This is a genomic window from Amycolatopsis australiensis (assembly GCF_900119165.1).
Taxonomy (GTDB): Bacteria; Actinomycetota; Actinomycetes; order Mycobacteriales; family Pseudonocardiaceae; genus Amycolatopsis; species Amycolatopsis australiensis.
The window spans coordinates 8,090,382-8,111,462 of the sequence record NZ_FPJG01000006.1 but is presented as its reverse complement, the minus strand read 5'-3'; the positions used below and the strand labels follow the sequence as shown (position 1 = coordinate 8,111,462).

The following is a 21,081-nucleotide window of genomic DNA, read 5'->3' as shown; positions in this document are numbered from 1 at the left end:
CGTCAAGATCCCGGGCCATAGGGTAGGCAAGCCTAAAGACCCGTTAGCAAAGGTAACTTCCCGTGCGGACCCGATCGCTCCCGCTCGCGGCCGGGCTGGTGGTCCTCACCGCGGCCGTGGCCGCCGCCGTGCTGCTCAGCATCGCCGTCGGCACGCGCGGGCTGAGCCCGGGCACCGTGCTGGACGCGTTGTTCCACTTCGCGCCGGGCAACCCCGACCACCTCGTCGTCCGCGAGCTCCGGCTCCCGCGCACGCTGGCCGGGGTGCTCGCCGGCGTCGCTCTCGGCCTGTCCGGCGCGGTCATCCAGGGCGCGACGCGCAACCCGCTGGCCGACCCCGGCCTGCTCGGCGTCAACGCGGGGGCCGCGCTCTTCGTGGTCCTCGGCATCGGCACCTTCGGGATCGCGAGCGTCGGCGGCTACGTCTGGTTCGGGTTCGCCGGCGCCGCGGCCGCCGGTGCGGTCGTCTACGGCGTCAGCTCGCTGGGCCGGGCCGGCGCGACGCCGGTCAAGCTGGCGCTGGCCGGCGCGGCGGTGACGGCGGCGCTGGCTTCGGTGACGAGCGCGCTGCTGCTGACCGACCAGGCGACGTTCGACCAGTACCGGTTCTGGCAGGCCGGCTCGCTGACCGGGCGGGACGCGGCGACGATCACGCAGGCGGTGCCGTTCGTCCTGGTCGGCGTGGTCCTCGCGCTGGTCGCCGCGCGCCTGCTCAACGCGCTGGCCCTCGGCGAGGACGTCGCGCGCTCACTCGGCCAGAACGTCCCGGCGGCGCGCCTGGTGTGCGCGCTGGCGGTGGTCGTGCTGTGCGGGTCGGCGACGGCGATCGCCGGGCCGATCGCGTTCGTCGGGCTGACCGTGCCGCACGCCGCGCGGCTGCTCACCGGGCCGGACCACCGGTGGCTGCTGCCGTATTCGGCGCTGCTGGCACCGCTGCTCCTGCTGGTGTCGGACGTGCTGGGCCGGGTGGTCGCCCGCCCGGCGGAGGTCCAGGTCGGGATCATCACGGCGCTCGTCGGCGCGCCGGTGTTCGTGCTTCTCGTGCGGCGCCGGAAGGTCGTGGCGGTGTGAGCGCCGTGGAAGTGGTCGTCGCCGCGCGGCGCCGGGGTGCGGTCCGGGCTCGCACGGTGTCGTTGACGCTGCTTCTGCTGATCGTGGTCGTCTTCGCGGTGTCCCTGGCGGTGGGCGACTTCCCGGTGCCGTTGACCGACCTCCCGGGCCTGCTCTTCGGTGACGGCGCCGGCCGCGCGGCCTACGTCGTCACCGAACTCCGGCTGCCGCGCGCGCTCACCGGCCTTCTCGTCGGCATCGCCTTCGGCACGTCCGGTGCGCTCTTCCAGCGTCTGCTGCGCAATCCACTCGCCAGCCCGGACGTCATCGGCGTGACGCAGGGCGCGAGTGCGGCCGCGGTCGCCGCCATCGTGCTCTTCGGCGCCGCCGGCCCGGTCGTCTCCGGCGCCGCGCTGGCCGGGGCGCTGCTGGCCGGCGCCACCATCTACCTGCTCGCCCGCCGCGGCGGGGTGCACGGCTACCGGCTCGTGCTCGTCGGCGTCGGGGTCGGTGCCGTGCTCACCAGCGTCGTCTCCTACCTCATGACCTGGGCCGACGTGACCCTCGCCCAGCAGGCCCTGGTCTGGCTCACCGGCAACCTCAACGGCCGCGGCTGGGACCACGTCGTCCCGCTCGCCGTCGCGCTCGCCGTGCTGCTGCCCGCCGCGCTGGGCCGAAGCCGGGTGCTGACCGGGCTGCAGCTCGGCGACGACACCGCCGCCGGGCTCGGGCTGCGCGTCGAACGCAGCCGCGTGACGTTGCTGCTGGTCGCCGTCGCGCTCGCCGCCTTCGCGACCGCCGCGGCGGGTCCCGTCGCGTTCGTCGCCTTCGTGGCCAACCCGATCGCGACCCGGCTCGTCGGCGGTGCCCGCGCCGGGCTCGTTCCCGCGGCACTGACCGGCGCGCTCGTCGTGCTGCTGGGCGACTTCGCGGCCCAGCACCTGCTCGGCGCCCAGCTGCCGGTCGGCGTCGTCACCGGCGCCGTGGGCGCGCCGTACCTGCTGTGGCTGCTGGCGACCGCGAACCGGGCCGGGCGAGTGTGAGAGGAACGCCGTGACGCTGCACACCGAGAACCTCGAGCTGGGCTACGGCCCGCTGCGCGTGGTCAAGGACCTGTCCGTCCGCATCCCCGAAGGCAAGGTCACGATGATCGTCGGGACCAACGCCTGCGGGAAGTCGACGCTGCTGCGCGGCCTGGCCCGGCTGCTCACCCCGGCCGCCGGCGCCGTCTACCTCGACGGCAAGGCCATCACGACGATGCGCAGCAAGGAGGTCGCGACCGTGCTCGGCCTGCTGCCGCAATCGCCGGCCGCGCCCGACGGCATCACCGTCGCCGACCTCGTCGGCCGCGGCCGCTACCCGCACCAGGGCGTCTTCCGCCGCTGGAGCGCCGAAGACGACGAAGCCGTCGCGAAGGCGATGCTCGCCACCGACACCGTCGAGCTGGCCGGCCGGCCGGTCGACGAGCTGTCCGGCGGGCAGCGCCAGCGCGTCTGGATCGCCATGGCACTGGCCCAGCGGACGCCGCTGCTATTGCTCGACGAGCCCACGACGTTCCTCGACATCGCCCACCAGGTCGAAGTCCTCGACCTGCTGGCCGAGCTGAACGCCGAGGACGGCCGCACGATCGTCGTCGTCCTGCACGACCTCAACCTGGCCGCCCGCTACGGCGACCACCTGATCGCGATGAAGGACGGGCGGATCGCCGCCGAGGGCGCGCCCGCCGACATCCTCACCGCCGAACTCGTCGCCGACGTCTTCGGCATGCCCTGCCAGGTCATCGCAGACCCGGTCTCCGCCACCCCCATGGTCGTCCCGATCGGGCGCCGGCGGACCGGCACGGAAGGAAACCCCCATGCGTCCTAAGTGGACACCCATGGCCGCCGTCCTCGCGGCCGTCACGCTCCTCGCCGCCTGCGGGCAGCCGGAGAAGCCGGGCAGCTCCGGTGCCGGCGACCGGGAAGTCGCCACCGGCGGCCGGCTGTTCTCGACCGCGGACACCGAGACGGCGAAGTTCGGCGCCGACGCCGGACCCGGCGTCTTCCCGCGCACGGTCACCCACGCGCTGGGCAAGACGAAGCTGGAGAAGAAGCCCGCGCGGGTCGTGGTGCTCGACAGCGGCGAACTCGACGACGTCCTCGCGCTCGGCGTCACCCCGGTCGGCATGGCCACCACCGCCGGGCAGAGCGGCGTGCCGTCCTACCTCGCCGACCGCGTCAAGGGCATCCCGGCGATCGGGGACATCAACAACCTCGACCTCGAGCAGATCGCGGCGCTGGCACCGGACCTGATCGTCGGCAGCAAGCTGCGCGCCAACGACCTCTACCCGCAGCTGTCGAAGATCGCGCCGACGGTGTTCGGCATCCGGCCGGGGTTCCCGTGGAAGGAGAACCTGCTGCTGGTGGGCGCCGCGCTCGGCGACGAGTCGAAGGCCGTCGGGCTGCTGAACGACTACCAGAAGCGGGCCGACGAGGTGAAGGCCGCGGTCAAGGGCACGCCGAAGATCTCGCTGCTGCGGTTCATGTCCGGCAACATCCGCCTCTACGGCAACCTGTCCTTCATCGGCGTGATCCTCAAGGACGTCGGCCTCGCGCGGCCGGCGAACCAGAACATCGACGAGCTGGCCGCGCAGATCTCGAAGGAGCGCATCGACGAGGCCGACGCCGACTGGATCTTCTACTCCAGTTACGGCGCCGGTCCCAGCGCGGACGAGAAGGCGGTCACGAGCAGCGGGCTGTGGGCCGGGCTGAACGCGGTCAAGGCGAAGCACGCGATTCCCGTCGCCGACGAGGTCTGGTTCCTCGGCCTCGGCCCGATCGGGGCGATGAAGGTCCTCGACGACCTGAAGAAGTACCTGGGCTGAGAAGATCGGCGCGTGCCGGAAACCATCGACGAGATCGACGCGCGCCTGCTGCGGGCGCTGGGCGAAGACCCGCGGTCCACGGCCGTGGCGCTGGCCGAGCGGCTGGGCCTGTCCCGGAACACGGTGCAGGCCCGGCTCGTGCGCCTGGAGCGGCGCGGCGTGCTCGGGTCGTTCGAGCGCCGGATCGACCCCGCGCGGCTGGGCTACCCGCTGCGGGCGTTCGTCAACGCGCAAGTCGACCAGCGGCGCCTCGCCGAGATCGCCGACGCGCTCGCCACCATCCCGGAGGTCACCGAGGTGTGCGGGCTGACCGGGGCGAGCGACCTGATGGTCCAGGTCGTCGCCGTCGACGCCGACGACCTCTACCGCGTCGCCGGGCACATCCTCGCCTCGCCCGGCGTCGAGCGGACGAACATCTCGCTCGTCATGCGCGAGCTGGTCCCGTACCGGCTGACCCCCCTGCTGGACCGCGTGCATTCTGCGCAGCCGGACGCCTGAGCCGTCCGCCCGCGGTGGGCATTCTGCGCACTTTCGGCGGCATCGGTTGTGCGATCCGCGCACCAGTGCTGTCCTGGTGTGCGCTTCCTGCCCGAAAGGTGTCGACGATGACTCAGGCTTCCGTGACCGCTCCGGCGACCGGCTCCGACGAGCTCGCCGCGATCGAACGGCGGGTGCTGTGGCTCGCCACCGCGATCGTGCACCACGCGAACCGGGTCCGCGCCAACCCGTCCGGGCTGAAGGTCGGCGGGCACCAGGCGTCGTGCGCGTCGCTGGTGTCGATCATGACGTCGCTGTGGTTCCGGCACCTGCGCCCGGAGGACCGCGTCTCGGTGAAGCCGCACGCGTCGCCGGTGCTCCACGCGATCAACTACCTGCTCGGCGAGCTGGACGAGAAGTACCTGACGACGCTGCGCGAGTTCGGCGGGCTGCAGAGCTACCCGAGCCGCGCCAAGGACCCCGATCCCGTCGACTACTCGACCGGCTCGGTCGGCATCGGCGCCACCGCGCCGATCTGGGGCGCGCTGGCCCGCCGCTACCTGACCACGCGCGGCTCGGCGGCCGGCACCGGCCGCCAGTACTCGCTGGTCGGCGACGCCGAGCTGGACGAGGGCGCGATCTGGGAGGCCATCCTCGACCCGGCCGTCGCCGAACTCGGCGAGATCGTCTGGATCGTCGACCTCAACCGCCAGTCGCTCGACCGGGTCGTGCCGAACATCGCGGCCGGGCGGCTGCAGGGCATGTTCGACGCGGCCGGCTGGCAGGTCCTGACGCTGAAGTACGGGCGCCTGCTGGAGGAACTGTTCACCCGTCCGGGTGGCGCCGAGCTGCGGGCGCGGATCGACGCGATGCCGAACCCGGAGTACCAGCGGCTGCTGCGCTGCGACGCCGCGCAGGTGCGTGACCGGCTGCCGGCGGGCAACGCGGCGCTGGCTTCGTTGGTCGCTTCGCTGGACGACGAGACGCTGCTGGCGGCCATCCGCAACCTCGGCGGCCACGACCTCGGCTCGCTCGACGAGGTCTTCGCGGCCATTTCGGACGACCGGCCGACGGTGATCTTCTGCTACACCGTCAAGGGCCGTGGCCTGCCGACGCAGGGACACCCGCAGAACCACTCGTCGCTGCTGACCGTCTCGCAGATGGAGGAGCTGGCGGCTTCTCTCGGCACTGATCTCGCTTCGCCGTGGGAGCGCTTCGCACCGGGGTCGCGTGAAGCGGAGTTGTGCGCTCAAGCGGCTTCGCGCCTTCGCCGTCCGGACGTGCCTTCGCTGCCTTCAGTCGAGTTGCCGGTCGACATCGGACGCACGCCGTCCGGAACCGCGACGACGCAGGCGGCGCTGGGCCGTGTCCTGCTCGACCTGACCCGCGAAGCGCCCGAAGCGGCGAAGCGCGTCGTGACGGTCAGCCCGGACGTCAGCTCGACGACCAACCTCGGCGGCTGGGTCAACAAGGTCGGCGTCTGGTCGGCGACCGAGCGCCGCGACTGGTTCGAAGACGACCCCGAGACGATCGTGCACTGGCGGGAGAAGCCGACCGGGCAGCACGTCGAGCTGGGCATCGCCGAGACGAACCTGGTCGGGCTGCTCGGGGAGCTGGGGGCGACCTGGAGCCGGTGGGGTGAGCCGCTGCTGCCGATCGGCGTCATGTACGACCCGTTCGTCGAGCGCGCGCTGGAGCCGTGGTCGTTCGGCATCTACGCGGGCGGGCAGTCGATCCTGATCGGCACGCCGTCCGGGGTCACGCTCGCCCCGGAAGGCGGCGCGCACCAGTCGATCACCACGCCGTCGATCGGCGTCGAGCAACCCGGCTGCGTCAGCTACGAACCGGCGTTCGCGATCGACACGGAGTGGACGCTGCTGGCGGCGCTCGGCCGGCTCGGCAAGCCGGGCGGCACGTCGTCGTACTTCCGGCTCTCGACGCGCCCGGTCGACCAGACCCTCGCCGGCGTGCCCGCCGACCCGGCCGCGCGCGAACGGCGTCGCCGCCAGGTCGTGGCGGGGGCGTACCTGCTGCGTCGCGCCGCCGAACCGGCGGTCACGCTCGCGGCGATGGGCGCCCTCGTGCCGGACGCGCTGGCGGCCGCCGAGCGGCTGGCCCAGGTGGGTGTGGCAGCCGACGTCGTCTGCGTGACCAGCCCGGGCCTGGTGTTCGAGGCGCTCCAGGCCCGATCGGGCCGGGGCGGCGGCGAGCCGTGGATCCTGGACCAGGTGTTCCCGGCTTCGCGGGCGCGGCCGCTGGTCACGGTGCTCGACGGCCACCCGCACACGCTGGCGTTCCTCGCCGGGATCAACCGGGTGCCGTCGGTCGCGCTGGGCGTGACGCGGTTCGGCCAGTCGGGCTCGATCGAGGACGTGTACCGCTACCACGGCATCGACACCGACTCGATCATCCGGGCGGCGCTGGACGTCCTGGCCTGACTGACGGAGCCGCCGGTGCACGAGGAACCCCGGCCGCGGGGGTTCCTCGTGCACCGGCTCCGGTCAGCGCTGCAGCGTCAGGACGCCCGGCCGCCACGGCAGCTGGTCGTACGGGCCGCCGGCGCTGGGGGACTTGCCCTGGTAGAGGAACTGCAGGTTGCACGGGTCGATGGTCATGGTCTGGTCGGGGTTGCTGCGGACCAGGTCACCGTGGCTGATGTCGTTGGTCCAGGTGGCACCGCTGTTGGCCTTGCCCGCGAAGGGATTGCTTTCGCCGGCCGCCTGCGGTGTCCACGACCCGCTCAGGCTGCTGGCCGTGAACGAGCGGAAGTAGCGTCCGTTCGCGCCCATCGCCTCGACGATCATCAGGTACTGGTTCTGGCCCTGGACCTTGTAGACCTGGACCGCCTCGAACAGGTTGGCCTGCGTGTCGCTCATGACCGTCGTGTAGTTCGAGCCGAAGCTGCCCGGGAAGGTCCCGATCGGCATGCTCGCGCGGTAGATCTTGCCGTTGTCGCCGGCGAAGAACAGGTACATGTTCGTGCCGTCACCGATCAGGGTCTGGTCGATCGGGCCGGTGCCGGACCCGGAGATGCTGCCCGTGAACAGCGGCTGCGGCGACGACCAGCCGTTGGGGTTGGTGGGGTCGCTCGACGTGCGGTAGATGAACGGCCAGGCACCCCACTGGTACGCCAGCACCCAGATGTTCTTCGGCGCGAAGTAGAACAGCGTCGGCGCGACCGCGGCCTGGTTCATCCCGGTCTGGCCGGCCGAGGCCATGTCGGACCAGTTCGTGAACGGGCTGAACGCCATCGAGCCGTACGTCGAACCGGAGACGTCCGACGCGTAGACGAGGTGCTTGCCGTTGTAGACGACGTTGGTGAAGTCCTTGAGCGAGACCCACCCGTGCTGCGGCGTCGCCAGCGCACCCGTCGACGACCAGCGGTACGAGGACGGAAGCGAGCAGCCGCTGTTTCCGCCGGTCGTGGTCGTGGTCGTGGTCGGCGGGGGCGTGGCCGACAGGCCCGTCCACTGCTGGTTGCTGCCGCCGTGGCACGTCCAGATCTCCACCGCGGTGCCGTTGGCCGTGCCGGCGCCGGTGACGTCCAGGCAGAGCCCGGACTGCACGCCGACCACCGTGCCGTCGGCGTTCACCCGCCACTGCTGGTTGGCCCCGCCGTGGCAGGTCCAGATCTGCACCCGGGTGCCGGCGGTCGTCGCGCTGCCGGGGACGTCGAGGCACTTGCCGCCGAACACCGTCAGCTGGCCGCTCGAGGTCGCCGTCCACTGCTGGTTCGCGCCGCCGGAGCAGTCGTAGATCTGCAGGGACGTGCCGTCGGCCTGGTTGCCGTTCGGGACGTCCAGGCACCGGCCGGAGCCGACGCCGCGCAGTGCGCCGGTGACGTCGGCCTGTGCCGTGCCGGCTCCCAGCGTCACCACGGACGCCACCGTCGCCGCGGCGGCGAGCAGCGCGAGCAGGGATCTGGTGCTTACTCTGTCCATGACGACCTTTCTCCAGGCCCGCGCCCGTTGTTATCGCTAACATGCGTCGCGCCAGAGTGAGCTTCCGGGTGACGGGATGTCAATCCACGCTGCCGGTCCGGATGCCGGGCCGTTGCGGATCGACCACCTCACGGCGGTTGTCGAGTGTCCACAAGGGACTAAAAGACGATGTAAGTTACATGAGGTCGTGACCTGGCCTACACCCGGTGAGGGCTGCCGAGGCGGCGCCGGCGGCCGCGTGGGAGACTGGTCCGGTTATGACTGCCCTCCCGCTCGTCTTCGACGCCCCCAAGCGTGGCCTGCCGCCGCGTCACCTCGCCGACCTCTCGGTGGCCGAGCGCGCGGAAGCCGTGGCCGAGCTGGGGGAGAAGCCGTTCCGCGCGAAGCAGCTGTCGAACCACTACTTCTCGCGCCTGACGGTGGACCCGGCGGAAATGACCGACATCCCGGCGGCGTCGCGCGCGCGGCTGGTCGAGTCGCTGATGCCGACGCTGCTCACCGAGGTCCGCGCCCTGGCGTGCGACGACGGCGCGACGCGCAAGACGCTGTGGCGCGCCCACGACGGCACGCTGCTGGAGAGCGTCCTGATGCGCTACCCGGACCGCGCGACGCTGTGCATCTCGAGCCAGGCGGGCTGCGGCATGGCGTGCCCGTTCTGCGCGACGGGCCAGGGCGGCCTGGACCGCAACCTGTCGACGGCGGAGATCGTGGACCAGGTCCGCGCCGCGGCGGCGGTGATGCGCGACGGCACCATGGCGGGCGGTCCCGGGCGGCTGTCGAACATCGTCTTCATGGGCATGGGCGAGCCGCTGGCCAACTACAAGCGGGTGGTGGCGGCGGTGCGCCGGATCACGGATCCCGCGCCGGGTGGCCTGGGCATCGGGCAGCGGTCGGTGACGGTGTCGACGGTGGGGCTGGCGCCGGCGATCCGCAAGCTGGCGGACGAGAAGATGCAGGTCCGGCTGGCGGTGTCGCTGCACACGCCGGACGACGAGCTGCGGGACACGCTGGTCCCGGTGAACAACCGCTGGTCGGTGGACGAGGTGCTGTCGGCGGCCCGGTACTACGCGGACACGTCGGGCCGCCGGGTCTCGATCGAGTACGCGTTGATCCGGGACATCAACGACCAGCCGTGGCGGGCGGAGCTGCTGGCGAAGCGGCTGCGCAAGCACCTGGGGCAGCTGGTGCATGTCAACGTGATCCCGTTGAACCCGACACCGGGATCGAAGTGGGACGCGTCCCCGAAGCCGGTGGAGCGCGAGTTCGTGCGCCTGGTGAACGCGGGCGGCGTGGCGTGCACGGTCCGGGACACCCGCGGCCAGGAAATCGCGGCGGCGTGCGGCCAGCTGGCCGCCGAAGGCTGATGTTCGTTTCTACGTTGGAGAGTTTGTCGTGATGTACGCCCCCAGCCTGCTGGACCCGGCCGCGGAATCGTTGAAGCTGGCGGATTCCGGCGGCGCGACCGAGGTCGCCCGAAAGGCGCGGACACTGCTGGGCGACCGCTTCAGCTCGGTGACGTTCATGTACGTGCTGATGCGGGCGTTCGAGGTCGAGTACACGGCGGCGTGCGATGCCGCGCGGTGGCACGAATTCCATGGTGGGCCGCGGGCTCTGTCGGACGCCGAGCTGGAGAAGCTGCTCGCGCCGTGGCTGGACCGCTGAGGAGCGGCTGAAGGCGTCGGCAGCGAGGCGCATCGTCGACTTCCGCCACAGCGTTCGCCTGCCTGAGCTGTGCTAGCCGGTTACGCGGGCACCGAGACCGCGCCTGCGACCGTGACTGACCGACGCAGGGTTCCCGCGGATGGTGGGGTTCAGCCGATTCGGTAGAGCTGTCCGCCCCGGACGGCGAACACCCTCACGTGGCCGTTTGCCGGGCCTGTCGTCGCCTGCCAGGCCGTCGCTCCGGGGGTGGCCGTCGTCTGGCCGGGCGTCAGCGGCAGGCCCGTGATGCCGCCGCCCGTCACCGTTCCCTGCTCGTCCGTGACGACGATGCAGTCCGGCCGGGTGGCCGCCCAGCCCGCGATGATCGCGCCGGTGTTCGTCACCGGGGTGTCCAGTCGTCCCGCTGACGTCGGCTGGACCCTTGCCACGTCGAGGCGGCTGCCCAGCTCGGGGCCGTGGCAGCCCAGCGTGAAGTCGTCGGTGAACGGGTAGGCCCGCAACGCCCGGGCCGCCGGCGCCGCGGCTCGCTGGATGTGCAGTGCCTCCAGGGCCGCCGGGGCGTCGGCTCGCAGCGCGATCGCCGCCAGGGCCAGTGGTGCGTAGCTGCGACGCACTTCGTCCGCCTTGCCGCCGCCGATCGCGTGCGTCACCAGCGACAGTGCGATGACGCCGGTCGCCACGTACCGGATGGGCCACTGTGGACGGTGCACGGTGGCCAAGACCGTCACCGCGATCGTCGCCAGTGCCGCGACCAGGACGTACCGGCTGATGAGACCGACGTTGCCGCCCGGGACATCGGCCGTGGTCCGGCCGAGTGCGAGCATCACGGCGAGCGCCAGCGCGTAGCAGGCCAAACCCGCCCAGCCCGACGCGGGTGAGGGCCGGTCGGTGATCGTGCGACGCAGCAGCAGGGCGAGCAGGGCAATCGTCACGCCGCCCGCGACCACCGCGAGGACCGCGACGTCGACCGACCACAGGCCACCGGCCGCGGCCGCGATGACGGACAGGCGTCCGTCCGGGTCGAAGGCGGCCGTCGCGCCGGACTGCGTTCCCGCGGGCTTCGTCAGCCACCAGGCGAGCAGGACGGCCACCCCGGCCGCCGCGGGGAACAGGATGCGGAACCGGGACTCTTTGCGCACCCACGCGATGAAGGCGATCACGAACCAGATCGGCAACGCGGCCCCGAAGCAGAGACAGCCGAGCACGGCGGCCCCGTACGCGCCGAGCGGGCGACCGTGGTGCGCACACGCGACGGCGATCGCGCAGCACGCGACCGCGGGCACCCAGCTGATCCCGTTCGTGCCCTGCGACCACAGCTCAGCGGCGTGCGACGTGAACAGCAGCCATGCGACGACGGCGGTCAGCGCCCCGCGCTTCGCCGGGGACAGGTGCCGCGGCAGCATCGTCCGCAGCGCCGACGCCGCCACCGCCAGCAGGACGACGGTCAGGACGGTCAGCACGCGGTTGTCGCCGCCGAACCACGCCGCGTCGGCGTAGAACAGCAGTGACGGCACGACGAACGGCTGGTCCAGGTGGTAGGTGAAGACCTGGCTCAGCAGCAGCCGCCCGCTGTCGTCGGTGATCTTCGCGAAGACGTGCCAGTAGTCGAGCAGCACGTGCATCCGCGGCGCGCGGACGGCGGCCAGCAGCGCCAGCGCGAACGGGACGGCCGCGAACAGCCACCACCCGACGGCGCCCGGCAGGCCGCGGCCGGCGATGCGGCGGACCGGGGCGGTCACATCCGCTGCGGGGGCGTCGGCGAGCGCTGGTTGCGTCATGGCTCTCCTGTCGAAACGCGGTCCGGCGACGACCACGACCGGCAGGGATCGTATCCGGGCCGATCGCCGGAGCCGGTGTCGGTGGCCTTGCCGCAAGGCGGCCTGCGCGACGTCCACGACTACAACGGGCAGCTCGGAAGCCACCGGTGGCCGTCCCGAGGTTCGACGTGCGAGCTTCGCCGGGACCGGTCCCATGCCGGACGAGGCGGCGGGCGGTGCGTCCGGCCTCAGAACAGCGTCGGCTGCGGTGGCTCGGGTGCGGGAGCGGTACGGCGACCGTTGAGGGCGAAGCGGTCCTCGATCGACTCGTCCGGCTCCGGGAACCCGTGGTGGGCGATGATCGCGCGAATCCGGTCGCTCAGCTCGTGGCGGTAGGGGCGCAGGGTCTCCGAGCCCGACGAGTACAGCGTCGTGTAGTCCCCGACCAGTTCCGGATGCGCTCGGCGCAACCAGGTGAAGAACACGTCCTTCACCCCGCTCGACAGGTAGAGCGGGTGGAACAGGACCGCGGTCGCGCCCGCCGCGGCCACCGCGGCGACCAGCTCCCGCAGCTTCTCGTCGGAATCGGTGAGCCGGGGCAGGATCGGAGAGAGGAACACCGTGCAGTCCAGGCCAGCGTCGCGGATGGCGCGGACCGTGGCCAGCCGGGCCGACGTCGTCGCCGTGCCGAACTCGACCGACTGCTGGAGCCCTTCGTCCAGGATCGAGAGCGACACGCCCAGGTGCACGGTCATGGTCCGCGAAGCCTTGGCCAGCCGGTCGAGGTCGCGGCGGATCAGCGGGCCCTTCGTCAGGACCGAGAACGGCACCCGGTAGGCGGTGAGCGCGTCGATGATCCCCGGCATCAGCTCGTACCGGCCCTCCGCGCGCTGGTAGACATCGGTGTTCGTGCCGAACGCGACGCGCGGCGGCAGCTTCCGCTTGCGCGCCAGTTCACTGCGCAGCACCTCGGCGATGTTCGTCTTCACGATGATCTCGTTGTCGAAGTCGCCGGCGACGTCGAGGCCGAGACGCGTATGCGTCGGGCGCGCGAAGCAGTACTGGCACGCGTGCGTGCAGCCGCGGTACGGGTTGATCGTGTACTCGCCGGCAAGCATGCGCGCGTCCGCCGGCACGTGGTTCAACGCGCTCTTCGCGAGCACCTCGTGGAACGTGACCCCGCGGAACTCCGGCGTCCGGACGCTGCGGACGAACCCGCTCAGCCGCGCGAGCCCCGGCAGGGCGCCGTCGTCGACGCGGTCGGTGCGCTGGCCGCTCCAGCGCATGGCGTTGCCGTCTTCGGTGCTCGTCAAGGATCCCCCTCGTCTCGGCCGCCAAGCTACACCGCCTCTCCCCAGTGTCCGGGCCCGGACAGGTCGAGCGTCGCGGCCGGGGCTCGGGAGACGTCGTGGTAGCGGCCGTGCACGAACACCAGCGCCGGGCTGCCCGGGTCCTGGCCGGTGGCCAGCACTTCGCCGACGACCAGGGTGTGGTCGCCGAGTGCGAACTGCTCCCGCAGCTCGCACTCGAGCCAGGTCGCGTCGTCGAGGACCAGGGCCCCGGTCCGGTCGCCGGGCCGGGCGCGCATCGCCGCGACGTGCTCGGCCCGCCGCTCGCGGGGGCCGGCCAGGCGGGCCGCCAGCTCGCGGGCGCCGGCGGGCAGGATCGACACCACCCACCGGCCGCCGGCCAGCAGGTCGGCCAGGAACGCCGAGCTCCGGCGGAAGCACAGCGACACCAGCGGCGGGTCGAGGGAGATCGAACTTAGCGAGTTGACGGTCACAGCGTCGTGGCGGCGCCCTTCGGGTGTGTCGCGGTATGTGCTGGCGACGCACACCCCGGTGGCGAACGTGCGCATGGCGCCCCGCAGGTCGGGTGGCATTTCGGCGCTCCTGGGGTGAAGGGGCCGGCCCGCCGGGGCGGGCCGGCCGGTGGTCACAGGGCCTGCGGGAAGCGGAAGAACCGGTCGGGGTCGTACCGGCGCTTGACCTCGGTGAGCCGGGCGGCGTTGGGCCCGTAGTAGGCACCCTGCCAGTCCTCGAGGTCCGGATCGGCGAAGTTGACGTACGACGCGTCGGGTGCGAACTCCCCGGTCTCCGCGTGCAGCGCGTGCAGCCAGTCCAGGTTCGCCCGCACGGTGGCGGGCGTGTCCCGCTCGGTCCACGACGTGTCCAGGCTGAGCAGGAACTTCGTGTCCCGGTGCGGGAACGCGGTGTCCGGCACCGGGACGCGGTGGATCGCCCCGCCCCAGGCGAACAGGGCGGCCCCGGCGCCGTCGGTGTTGCTGCTGCCCGGCCATTTCTCGACCGCGCGGACCAGCACCTCCAGCCCGGTGTCGCCGATCGCGTGCGGCGTGCACCGGGTGCGGGCCGCGAACGCCCCGCCCGCGCTGCTGTGGTGCAGGTACCGCGCCGCTTCCCAGAAGTCGCGGTCCTCGATGTCCGCACGGTCCGGAGCCGCCGCGGCGACGACCGGTGCGAGCAGCTCGCGCAGCTCTTCGGCCGGTCCGAGGTGGTGGCCGACCACCGAGACGACGCCGTCGTCGCCGGCCGAGCGGGCGATGCCGATGCGGGCGGAGAACCGCTCCGGCGCGGTCAGCATGATCTCCTGCATCGTGGCGAGCACCTCGACCGCGTGCGGCCACGACCAGAGCAGCAGGCAGGTCGAGCCGGCCGGGGCCGGCCGCGCCTGGAACGTGAACCGGGTGTTCACGCCGAAGGTGCCGCCACCGCCGCCGCGGCAGGCCCAGAACAGGTCCGGGTGCTCGGCCGCCGAGGCCGTCACGGTGGTGCCGTCGGCGAGCACCACCTCCGTCGACACCAGCGAGTCGCAGGTGAGGCCGAATGCCCGTGAGATGGTCGTGACGCCACCGCCGAGGGTCAGCCCGCCGATGCCGACGGTGTCGGAGTTGCCGAGCGGAAACGTGAGGTCCCACGGCCGGAGCCCGGCGTACAAGGCCGCCATCGGCGTCCCGCCGCCGACGGTGACGCGACCGGTGTCGCAGTCGATGTGAATCCCCGAGAGCCGCCGCAGGTCGAGCACCAGTCCGGTGCCCGACGAGTGGCCGGCGTAGCTGTGCCCGCCGCCGCGCGCGACCAGGGGCACCGATTCCGCGCGTGCCCACGCCACCGCCTTCGCGACGTCGGCGTCGTGGGCGGCCGAGAGGACCGCCGCCGGACGGGTGGCGGCGAACCGCCGGTTCACCGGTGCGGAAGCTTCGTCGAAGCCGCGGTCGCCGGGAAGCCGGAGGTCGCCGTCCACCAGACCGGCCAGCGTCCGCCACGCGGTCATCGCGCCACTCCCGCGGGAACGGCGGCCGGGATCTCTTCCAGGTAGGAGACGCCGGTCTCGGCGTGCTCGCCGTAGCGTTCCCAGACCTCGCGCAGCACCAGCGTCCCACCGTGGCGCTGCGGGCTGTTGGTGCTGTGCCCGGCGATGACCTCGCCGGTGTCGAGCACCATCGTGTAGGCCAGGCGCAGCACGCCGGCCGCGTCGCACGTGCCGGTGATCGTGCCGCGCCGGACGCGGCCGCCCTCGAAGACCGCCCAGACCAGGTCGCCGCGCTGGTGGTACTCGGCGCACGTGCCGTCGCCGCCGCCGAGCTTGCGGAACCGGCGGCCGTCGTAGTCGATGCTCATTCGTCCACGTCCAGCAGGCCGGCGGGCATCTCCAGCGTCGTGCCCGCCGGCGGCGGCTCGACCTCTTCGGCTTCGACCTTCACGAGCGAAGCCGCGTGCGCGAGCCGACGCGCGACCGTGTCCGGGTCGGGTCCTTCGCAGACGACCAGTGAGTGGCGGGCGATGTAGCCGCCCGGCGGGAGCCGCAGCGTGGTCCCGGGCTCGGCCATGGGCGAGGCGAGGACCAGACCGGGTGTCTCCTCGGGCACGGTGACCGAGTGCAGCACGCAGTCGTGCGCGGGATAGCCGAAGCGGATCCCGGCCGTCCCGGCGCGCGTGTGCGAGACGTCCGGGCGCTGCCCGGTGGCGACGTCGAACAGCACGCCGCCCGGGTCGATGCCGGTGGCCGTCTTGCCGAGGAAGGGAATCAGGTCGCCGCCGAGGCGGCCGTTCACCTCGATGATCACCGGACCGCGCGCGGTCAGCCGGACCTCGGTGTGGGTGATGCCGTTCTCGATGCGCAGCACCTGGTGGGCGCGGGTGAGCACGCCCAGCAGCTCCTCGTCGCGCAGCAGCGGATCGGCGGCGTCCACGACGTGGCCGGTCTCCTCGAAGAACGGCGGCATGCCCGTGCTCTTGCGGGCGACGAACATCGGCAGGTACTCGCCCTTGTAGACGGCGCCGTCGATGCTGATCTCCGGGCCGTCGGCGAACCCTTCGATGAGCGCGCCGCCGCGGTAGGGCTCGTCGCCGACCAGGCTGGCTTCGTGGGCGACCCGGTAGGCCGACTCGAGCGCCTGTTCGTCGGCGGCCAGCGAGACGCCCATGCTGGCGCCGAGGGCACGTGGCTTGACGATCACCGGGTACCCGATGCGGGCCGCGGCCTCGCGCGCCCCGGCCAGGTCGGGCACGAGCTCGAAGCCCGGCTGCGGCAGCCCGGCCGCGGTCAGGCGGGTGCGGCAGCTGTGCTTGTCGCGGCAACCGTGCACGCCCGGGATGCTCAGGCCCGGCACGCCGAACTCGGCGGCCAGCTCGGCCGCCGGCATGACCAGCGGCTCGTCCCAGCAGAGCACGCCGGTGACGGTGTAGCGGGTGGCCAGCTCACGGGCGGTTTCGGCGAGCAGGGCGTGATCGAAGACGTTGACGACGGTGATGTCGTCGAAGTACGCGTTCTGCCAGGTGGGCTTCAGGTTGTTGACGAGCACCAGCTTCAGCCCCGCCTCGCGGGCGCGGGCGGAAACGGTGCGGACGATGTATTCGCGGTAGAGCTTCAGGCCGCTGCCGATGACGAGCAGCGCGCCCGGGTTGTTCGTGGTCATGAAGGTCGTCCTCCGGTCGAGTGGGTGGGCAGCGGTCAGGCCGCGGCGCGGACGGGGTGGCCGGCGAGCTCGGCGACGATGGCGTCGGCGGCCCGGACCGCCGTGCGGAAGCCGTCGCCGCCACTGGCGGCGCGGGCCCACAGGGCCGGCCCGGCCCGGACGAACCCGGTCTCCCCGCCGGCCGTGGTGGCGTAGTGGCAGTGCCGCACCCGGGCGACGTCGTATTCGTCCACTTCGGACACGATGCCGGCCGCGAGCACCCGCTCCGCCCAGTTCGTACCGTCGTCCGGTGCCGACAGGCTCGCCACCTCCCGGCGCGCGGCGTCGGTGCTGATCTTGAGCAGGGTGCCGGCCACCGACGGCAGCAGCCAGCCGCGGCCGTCGGCGCCGATCCCGCCCGCGGTCGGCATCGCCGCCCACGCGCGGGCAAGCCCGGCGGGCGGCCGCAGGTACACCATCGTCTGGCGGTGCACGGTGACCGGCAGGCTCACCAGCGACGGCGACCACGGGCCGGCGGCGACGAGCACGACGTCGCCGGTCTCGCACGTGCCGTCGGCCAGCCGGGCGCGGCCGCGGTCGGCGTCCACCGCCACCACGTCCCGGCCCGGCCGCAGCCCGGCCTGGGGGTGGTGGCGCAGCCAGCGGGCCGCCGCGTGCAGGACGCGGTCGGCCAGCAGGGTGCCGGCGTGCGGCTCGAGCACCGCACGGGCACCCGCCGGGAACCCGACCAGCGGGTACCGGTGCGGGTCGGCGACCCGCACCGGCAGCCGGGCGGCGGCCGCGGTCGCCAGCGCGTCGTCCACTTCGGACGGCGGCAGGGCGGTCAGCACGCCGACGCGGCGGTAGAGGCAGGCGCCCGGCAGGTGGTCGCAGAGCAGCGCGTCCAGCGCCCGCCACCGGTGGTGCAGGTCCGCGCCCCGGCGGGTGGCGGCCGGATCGCCGACGACCAGCGCGCGCAGCGCCCGGTGCTGGTCGAACGAGGTCGCCGCCGGATTCGGGACCGGTCCGCGGTCCAGGACCACGACCCGGTGCCCGGCCAGCACGCACCCGATGGCGGTGAGCAGCCCGGTGATGCCGCCGCCGACCACGACGACCCGCAGGCCCCCCTGCCGGGCGCCCGCCGTCATCGCCCGGTCCCCGCCGAGTCCAGGCGCGGCAGCGTCGCCGGCGTGATCGCGCCGGTCGCGGCCGGTCCCGGGCCCGGATCGGCGCCGAGCACCGAAGCCGCGAGATCGATGAGGATCGGCGCGGCCGAGTGCAGCAGCTGGGCGACCTCGAAGCAGTAGTCGCCGGCGTCGGCCCCGGCGGGCTCCTGATGGTCGAGCCGGGCCAGCTGTTCGGTGATCGCCTCCGCTGCGCGGTTCAGGCTGAACCCGGCCAGCTCGTAGGAGGCCGCGAACCGCTCTGCCATCCGGGCCGCGGCCCGGGCCGCGCGTTCGGACACCGGCAACGGACCCAGACCCACCCAGCGGTTCACCTTGGCGGCCACCCGGTTCCACGGACCGACCAGCCGCGTCTCGGTGACCTGGGTCAGCGCGTCCCGGCTGAAACTGGTCCGCTGGTGTTCGGGACTGGTCGCGGCCAGGTGGAAGCGGATCAGGTCGCGGGGCACTTCCGCGGCCAGCTCCCGGCTCCAGATCACGTGCCCGCGGCTGGTCGAAAACTTCCGGTAGTCCAGCTCGTAGAACTCGTTGGTCAGGTACCGGGCCGGCAGGTCGTACTGCCCGCCGAGCGCGAGCAGCATGGCAGGTCCGGCGATCGCGAACGGGTAGATGTTGTCGAATCCGAGGAAGTACACGATCTCCGAGCCGGCGCCGGCCAGCCAGAGGCGGTCCTCGGTACCCGGCCCGGCGCCGCGAGCCTCCGCCGCCAGCGCCGAGGCGTGCATGCTCCACGCCATCGGCTCGGCGTTGGGGTTGACGACCTGCCCGGCGACCTCGGGGAACGGCACCCGGATGCCCCAGGAGATCGGATACGTCACCGGGAAGTCCGGCAACGGCCGGGCCAGCATCGCCGCCATCGCCTGGGCCATGTGCGGCCGCATCCCGCCGGCGTGTGCCGCGAAGTGCGCCCGCAGGCCTTCGCGATAACGCTCGACCGGGAGGACGAGCACCTCCGCCTCGCGCAGCTCGACCACGTCATCGGGGTCCAAAGTGGACCGCACGCCGATGAGCTCGCCGGCCGCCACCAGCGTGCCGCAGCTTTCGCACAGGCCCGCGCAGCCTTCGGCCAGGCACTCCGGGCAGTTGCCGGAGGCGAAACCGTCGACCAGGAACTGCCCGGTCTTCGTCGAGAACGGGAACTTCATCGTGCGCAGTTCGAGCTTGGCGGCCGCGTGCACGCGGCCGATGAAGTCGACGACCCACCCGGTGAACCGGTCGTCGTCCCCGGTGTAGCCGTCGACGCCGATGCCCATGGCGGCCAGGCTGGCCTCGATCTGCGCCGCCGAGGTGGCGACCAGCTCCGCCGGCGGCACGCCGCGCCGGTGCGCGGTGGTGACGACGAACGTCGAGGTGTCCTGGAACCCGGTGCCCAGCAGCACTTCCCGGCCCTGCGCCCGGGCGTAGCGGGCGTGCACGTCGGCGGCGAGGAACGGCCCGGCGATGTGCCCGAGATGCAGGTCGCCGTTCGCCGTCGGCGCCGGCGAGATGATCACGGTCCGGGCGCTCACGGCCGGCTCGCTTCGTGCCGGGCCACGAACCGGGCCGACATCGCGGGGTCCCACCAGACCCCGTAGTACTCGAAGTCCTCGTCACCGTCGTTGACGACGCGGTGGGTCGAGCCCGGAGGCAGCCGGACGACGTCGCCGGCGGCGAACGGGTGCCGCTCGTCGTCGACGACCAGCTCGGCCGATCCCTTGACGGCGATGAAGATCTCGTATTCCTCGTGGGCGTGCGGCGTGGACGCGGCCCCGGCGCGCAGGACACACCAAGCGCCTTCGAACGGTGCGTTCAGCTCCGGCCACGGCAGCAGCCGCTGGCCGTCGATTCCGTACGCCCGCTCCAGGCTCGTGCGGTCGAGGGGACGGACGTCGATCATGCCGCCACCACCACGGACTGTCCGCCGGCTCCCGGCTCGGCGGCCGGGCGGGCGCCCCGACGCCCGGCGATGTCACCCGAGATGTCGCCCGAGCGCTGGGCGAGCACGCTGATCAGCGAGTCGGAGATGCCGTGGGTGGCTTCGTTGACGCCCTGCAGGTAGAGCGCTCCGTGGGCGTTCTCGCCGAGGTCGGCGCGGTACTGCCGGTTGACGGTCAGTTCCGGCAGGCCGATCGCGGCGGCCAGGTCGCGGACCATCGACGGCATCCGCGGGTCGAAGCCGGTGCCGAGGAACACCGCGTCGCAGTGGAACTGGTCCTTCCCGTCGGTCTTGAGGTCGTGAACCTCCAGGACGACCTCTTCGCCGCCGCCGGGGCGGGCCTCGGTCCAGGCGTCGGTGACCTCCGTGAGGCCCCGGATGGTCGACACCGGCTCGCCGAGCATCTTCTGCCGGTAGATCATGGTGTACAGCTCCTCCAGGAACGGGGCGGCCAAGCCGGCGTAGTTCGTCAGGTGCATTTCTTCGAGCACCTTCGCCCGGACCTTGCCCGGCATCTCGAAGAACTCGTCCACGAAGGACGGGTAGAACAGCTCGTTGACGAACTTGCTCGTCTGGTAGTCCTTCAGCGCGATCGAGCGGAGCAGCATGGTCGGCGACGAGCCGGGCGCGTGCTCGTGCAGCGCCATGAACATCTCGGCCGCGCTCTGGGCACCGCCGATGACCACCGGGCGCAGCGGCTTGCCCGGCCGCGCCAGCGCGAGGCTGCCCTCGACGCGGCTGCTGTATTCGGTGCTGTGGACGACCCGCTCGGCGGGCAGCCGCTTGAACACCTCGGGAACGTGGGCGTCCCGTCCGCCGCCGACCACGAGGTCGCGGCAGAGCACCGTGTCGCCATCGGAAAGGGGCACGGTGAAGCCGAGCACGGCACCGTCCTCGGAGTGGATCGGCAGGATCCGCTCCGCACGGGCGTTGTAGCGGATCCGGACGTGCTCGAGCGAGTCGGCCACCCACTGCTGGTAGGCGGAAACCTGCCAGCGGAAGGGGTTGAACGTGCCCAGGTTGACGAACTCGTCGAGCTCGCCGCGCTCGTGCATGAAGTTCAGGAACGAGAAGCGGCTGCGCGGGTTGCGCAGGGTCACCAGGTCCTTCACGTAGGACACCTGGCTGCGCGCCCAGGGCAGCAGCAGGTTGCGCTGCCACTTCACGTCCTCGTACTGCTCCAGGATCATCGCGCCGCGGGCCAGCTCGATGTCCCCGCTCTCTTCGAGCGCCACGGCCAGGGCGAGGTTCGCCGGGCCGGCGCCGATCATCAGGACATCCACTTCGTGGACGGTCACGTCGGTACCTGCTTTCTTCT

General features: G+C 72.5%; 19 protein-coding genes. 8 read left to right on the top strand and 11 right to left on the bottom strand.

Annotation, left to right across the window (positions count from 1 at the left end; genetic code table 11):
* Positions 1–62 precede the first annotated feature (62 nt).
* The 6 genes from BT341_RS38680 (at position 63) to BT341_RS38655 (ending at position 6,827) form a co-directional block, all read left to right on the top strand.
* Entirely contained in the window at positions 63–1,070 is a 1,008-nt protein-coding gene (locus BT341_RS38680; RefSeq protein WP_072480937.1) for a FecCD family ABC transporter permease, read from the top strand.
* Positions 1,067–2,092, top strand: a complete 1,026-nt coding sequence (locus tag BT341_RS38675) for a FecCD family ABC transporter permease (protein ID WP_072480936.1) — start codon at positions 1,067–1,069, stop codon at positions 2,090–2,092. The genes BT341_RS38680 and BT341_RS38675 overlap by 4 nt, the downstream gene beginning before the upstream one ends.
* Before the next feature lie 10 nt (positions 2,093–2,102).
* On the top strand, positions 2,103–2,915 hold the full coding sequence (locus tag BT341_RS38670) for an ABC transporter ATP-binding protein (protein WP_072480935.1): 813 nt from the start codon (positions 2,103–2,105) through the stop codon (positions 2,913–2,915).
* Positions 2,905–3,912: an ABC transporter substrate-binding protein gene (locus BT341_RS38665; protein ID WP_072480934.1), complete on the top strand. Its 1,008-nt coding sequence runs from the start codon at positions 2,905–2,907 to the stop codon at positions 3,910–3,912. The genes BT341_RS38670 and BT341_RS38665 overlap by 11 nt, the downstream gene beginning before the upstream one ends.
* A gap of 12 nt (positions 3,913–3,924) precedes the next feature.
* Positions 3,925–4,410 carry an Lrp/AsnC family transcriptional regulator gene (locus BT341_RS38660; RefSeq protein WP_072480933.1) on the top strand — a complete coding sequence of 162 codons (486 nt, stop codon included), beginning with the start codon at positions 3,925–3,927 and terminating at the stop codon, positions 4,408–4,410.
* Positions 4,411–4,517: 107 nt separating this feature from the next.
* Positions 4,518–6,827, top strand: coding sequence for a transketolase-like TK C-terminal-containing protein (locus BT341_RS38655; protein WP_218177818.1), 2,310 nt, complete (start codon positions 4,518–4,520; stop codon positions 6,825–6,827).
* A gap of 63 nt (positions 6,828–6,890) precedes the next feature.
* On the opposite strand, the gene BT341_RS38650 is transcribed toward BT341_RS38655, so the two are convergent.
* Positions 6,891–8,330, bottom strand: coding sequence for a non-reducing end alpha-L-arabinofuranosidase family hydrolase (locus BT341_RS38650; RefSeq protein WP_072480932.1), 1,440 nt, complete (start codon positions 8,328–8,330; stop codon positions 6,891–6,893).
* 257 nt (positions 8,331–8,587) lie between these two features.
* On the opposite strand from BT341_RS38650, the gene rlmN reads away from it, so the two are divergent.
* Positions 8,588–9,694, top strand: a complete 1,107-nt coding sequence (gene rlmN / locus BT341_RS38645; protein ID WP_072480931.1) for a dual-specificity RNA methyltransferase RlmN — start codon at positions 8,588–8,590, stop codon at positions 9,692–9,694.
* A 31-nt stretch (positions 9,695–9,725) separates the two neighbouring features.
* Positions 9,726–9,992, top strand: coding sequence for a hypothetical protein (locus BT341_RS38640; RefSeq protein WP_072480930.1), 267 nt, complete (start codon positions 9,726–9,728; stop codon positions 9,990–9,992).
* A gap of 149 nt (positions 9,993–10,141) precedes the next feature.
* On the opposite strand, the gene BT341_RS38635 is transcribed toward BT341_RS38640, so the two are convergent.
* The 10 genes from BT341_RS38635 to BT341_RS38590 all read right to left on the bottom strand — a co-directional run bounded on the left by BT341_RS38635 (position 10,142) and on the right by BT341_RS38590 (position 21,061).
* On the bottom strand, positions 10,142–11,770 hold the full coding sequence (locus BT341_RS38635) for a DUF2079 domain-containing protein (RefSeq protein ID WP_072480929.1): 1,629 nt from the start codon (positions 11,768–11,770) through the stop codon (positions 10,142–10,144).
* 227 nt (positions 11,771–11,997) lie between these two features.
* Complete coding sequence (locus tag BT341_RS38630) at positions 11,998–13,062, bottom strand: radical SAM protein (protein ID WP_218177817.1); 1,065 nt, start codon at positions 13,060–13,062, stop codon at positions 11,998–12,000.
* Positions 13,063–13,088: 26 nt separating this feature from the next.
* A complete protein-coding gene (locus tag BT341_RS38625) occupies positions 13,089–13,631 on the bottom strand; it encodes a flavin reductase family protein (protein WP_072480928.1) in 543 nt (180 codons plus the stop codon).
* A gap of 53 nt (positions 13,632–13,684) precedes the next feature.
* The gene (locus BT341_RS38620; protein WP_072480927.1) at positions 13,685–15,040 is read right to left on the bottom strand and encodes an FAD-binding oxidoreductase; all 1,356 of its coding nucleotides are present in this window, start codon (positions 15,038–15,040) and stop codon (positions 13,685–13,687) included.
* Entirely contained in the window at positions 15,037–15,387 is a 351-nt protein-coding gene (locus BT341_RS38615) for an avidin-fold protein (protein WP_072480926.1), read from the bottom strand. Before BT341_RS38615 ends, BT341_RS38620 begins: the two co-directional genes overlap by 4 nt.
* Complete coding sequence (locus BT341_RS38610; RefSeq protein WP_072480925.1) at positions 15,384–16,685, bottom strand: ATP-grasp domain-containing protein; 1,302 nt, start codon at positions 16,683–16,685, stop codon at positions 15,384–15,386. Before BT341_RS38610 ends, BT341_RS38615 begins: the two co-directional genes overlap by 4 nt.
* 35 nt (positions 16,686–16,720) lie before the next feature.
* Entirely contained in the window at positions 16,721–17,812 is a 1,092-nt protein-coding gene (locus tag BT341_RS38605) for an NAD(P)/FAD-dependent oxidoreductase (RefSeq protein WP_072480924.1), read from the bottom strand.
* Positions 17,809–19,356, bottom strand: coding sequence for a class I tRNA ligase family protein (locus BT341_RS38600; RefSeq protein ID WP_072480923.1), 1,548 nt, complete (start codon positions 19,354–19,356; stop codon positions 17,809–17,811). The genes BT341_RS38605 and BT341_RS38600 overlap by 4 nt, the downstream gene beginning before the upstream one ends.
* A complete protein-coding gene (locus tag BT341_RS38595; protein ID WP_143168782.1) occupies positions 19,353–19,724 on the bottom strand; it encodes a cupin domain-containing protein in 372 nt (123 codons plus the stop codon). The genes BT341_RS38600 and BT341_RS38595 overlap by 4 nt, the downstream gene beginning before the upstream one ends.
* The gene (locus BT341_RS38590; protein WP_072480922.1) at positions 19,721–21,061 is read right to left on the bottom strand and encodes a SidA/IucD/PvdA family monooxygenase; all 1,341 of its coding nucleotides are present in this window, start codon (positions 21,059–21,061) and stop codon (positions 19,721–19,723) included. The genes BT341_RS38595 and BT341_RS38590 overlap by 4 nt, the downstream gene beginning before the upstream one ends.
* Positions 21,062–21,081: the final 20 nt, after the last annotated feature.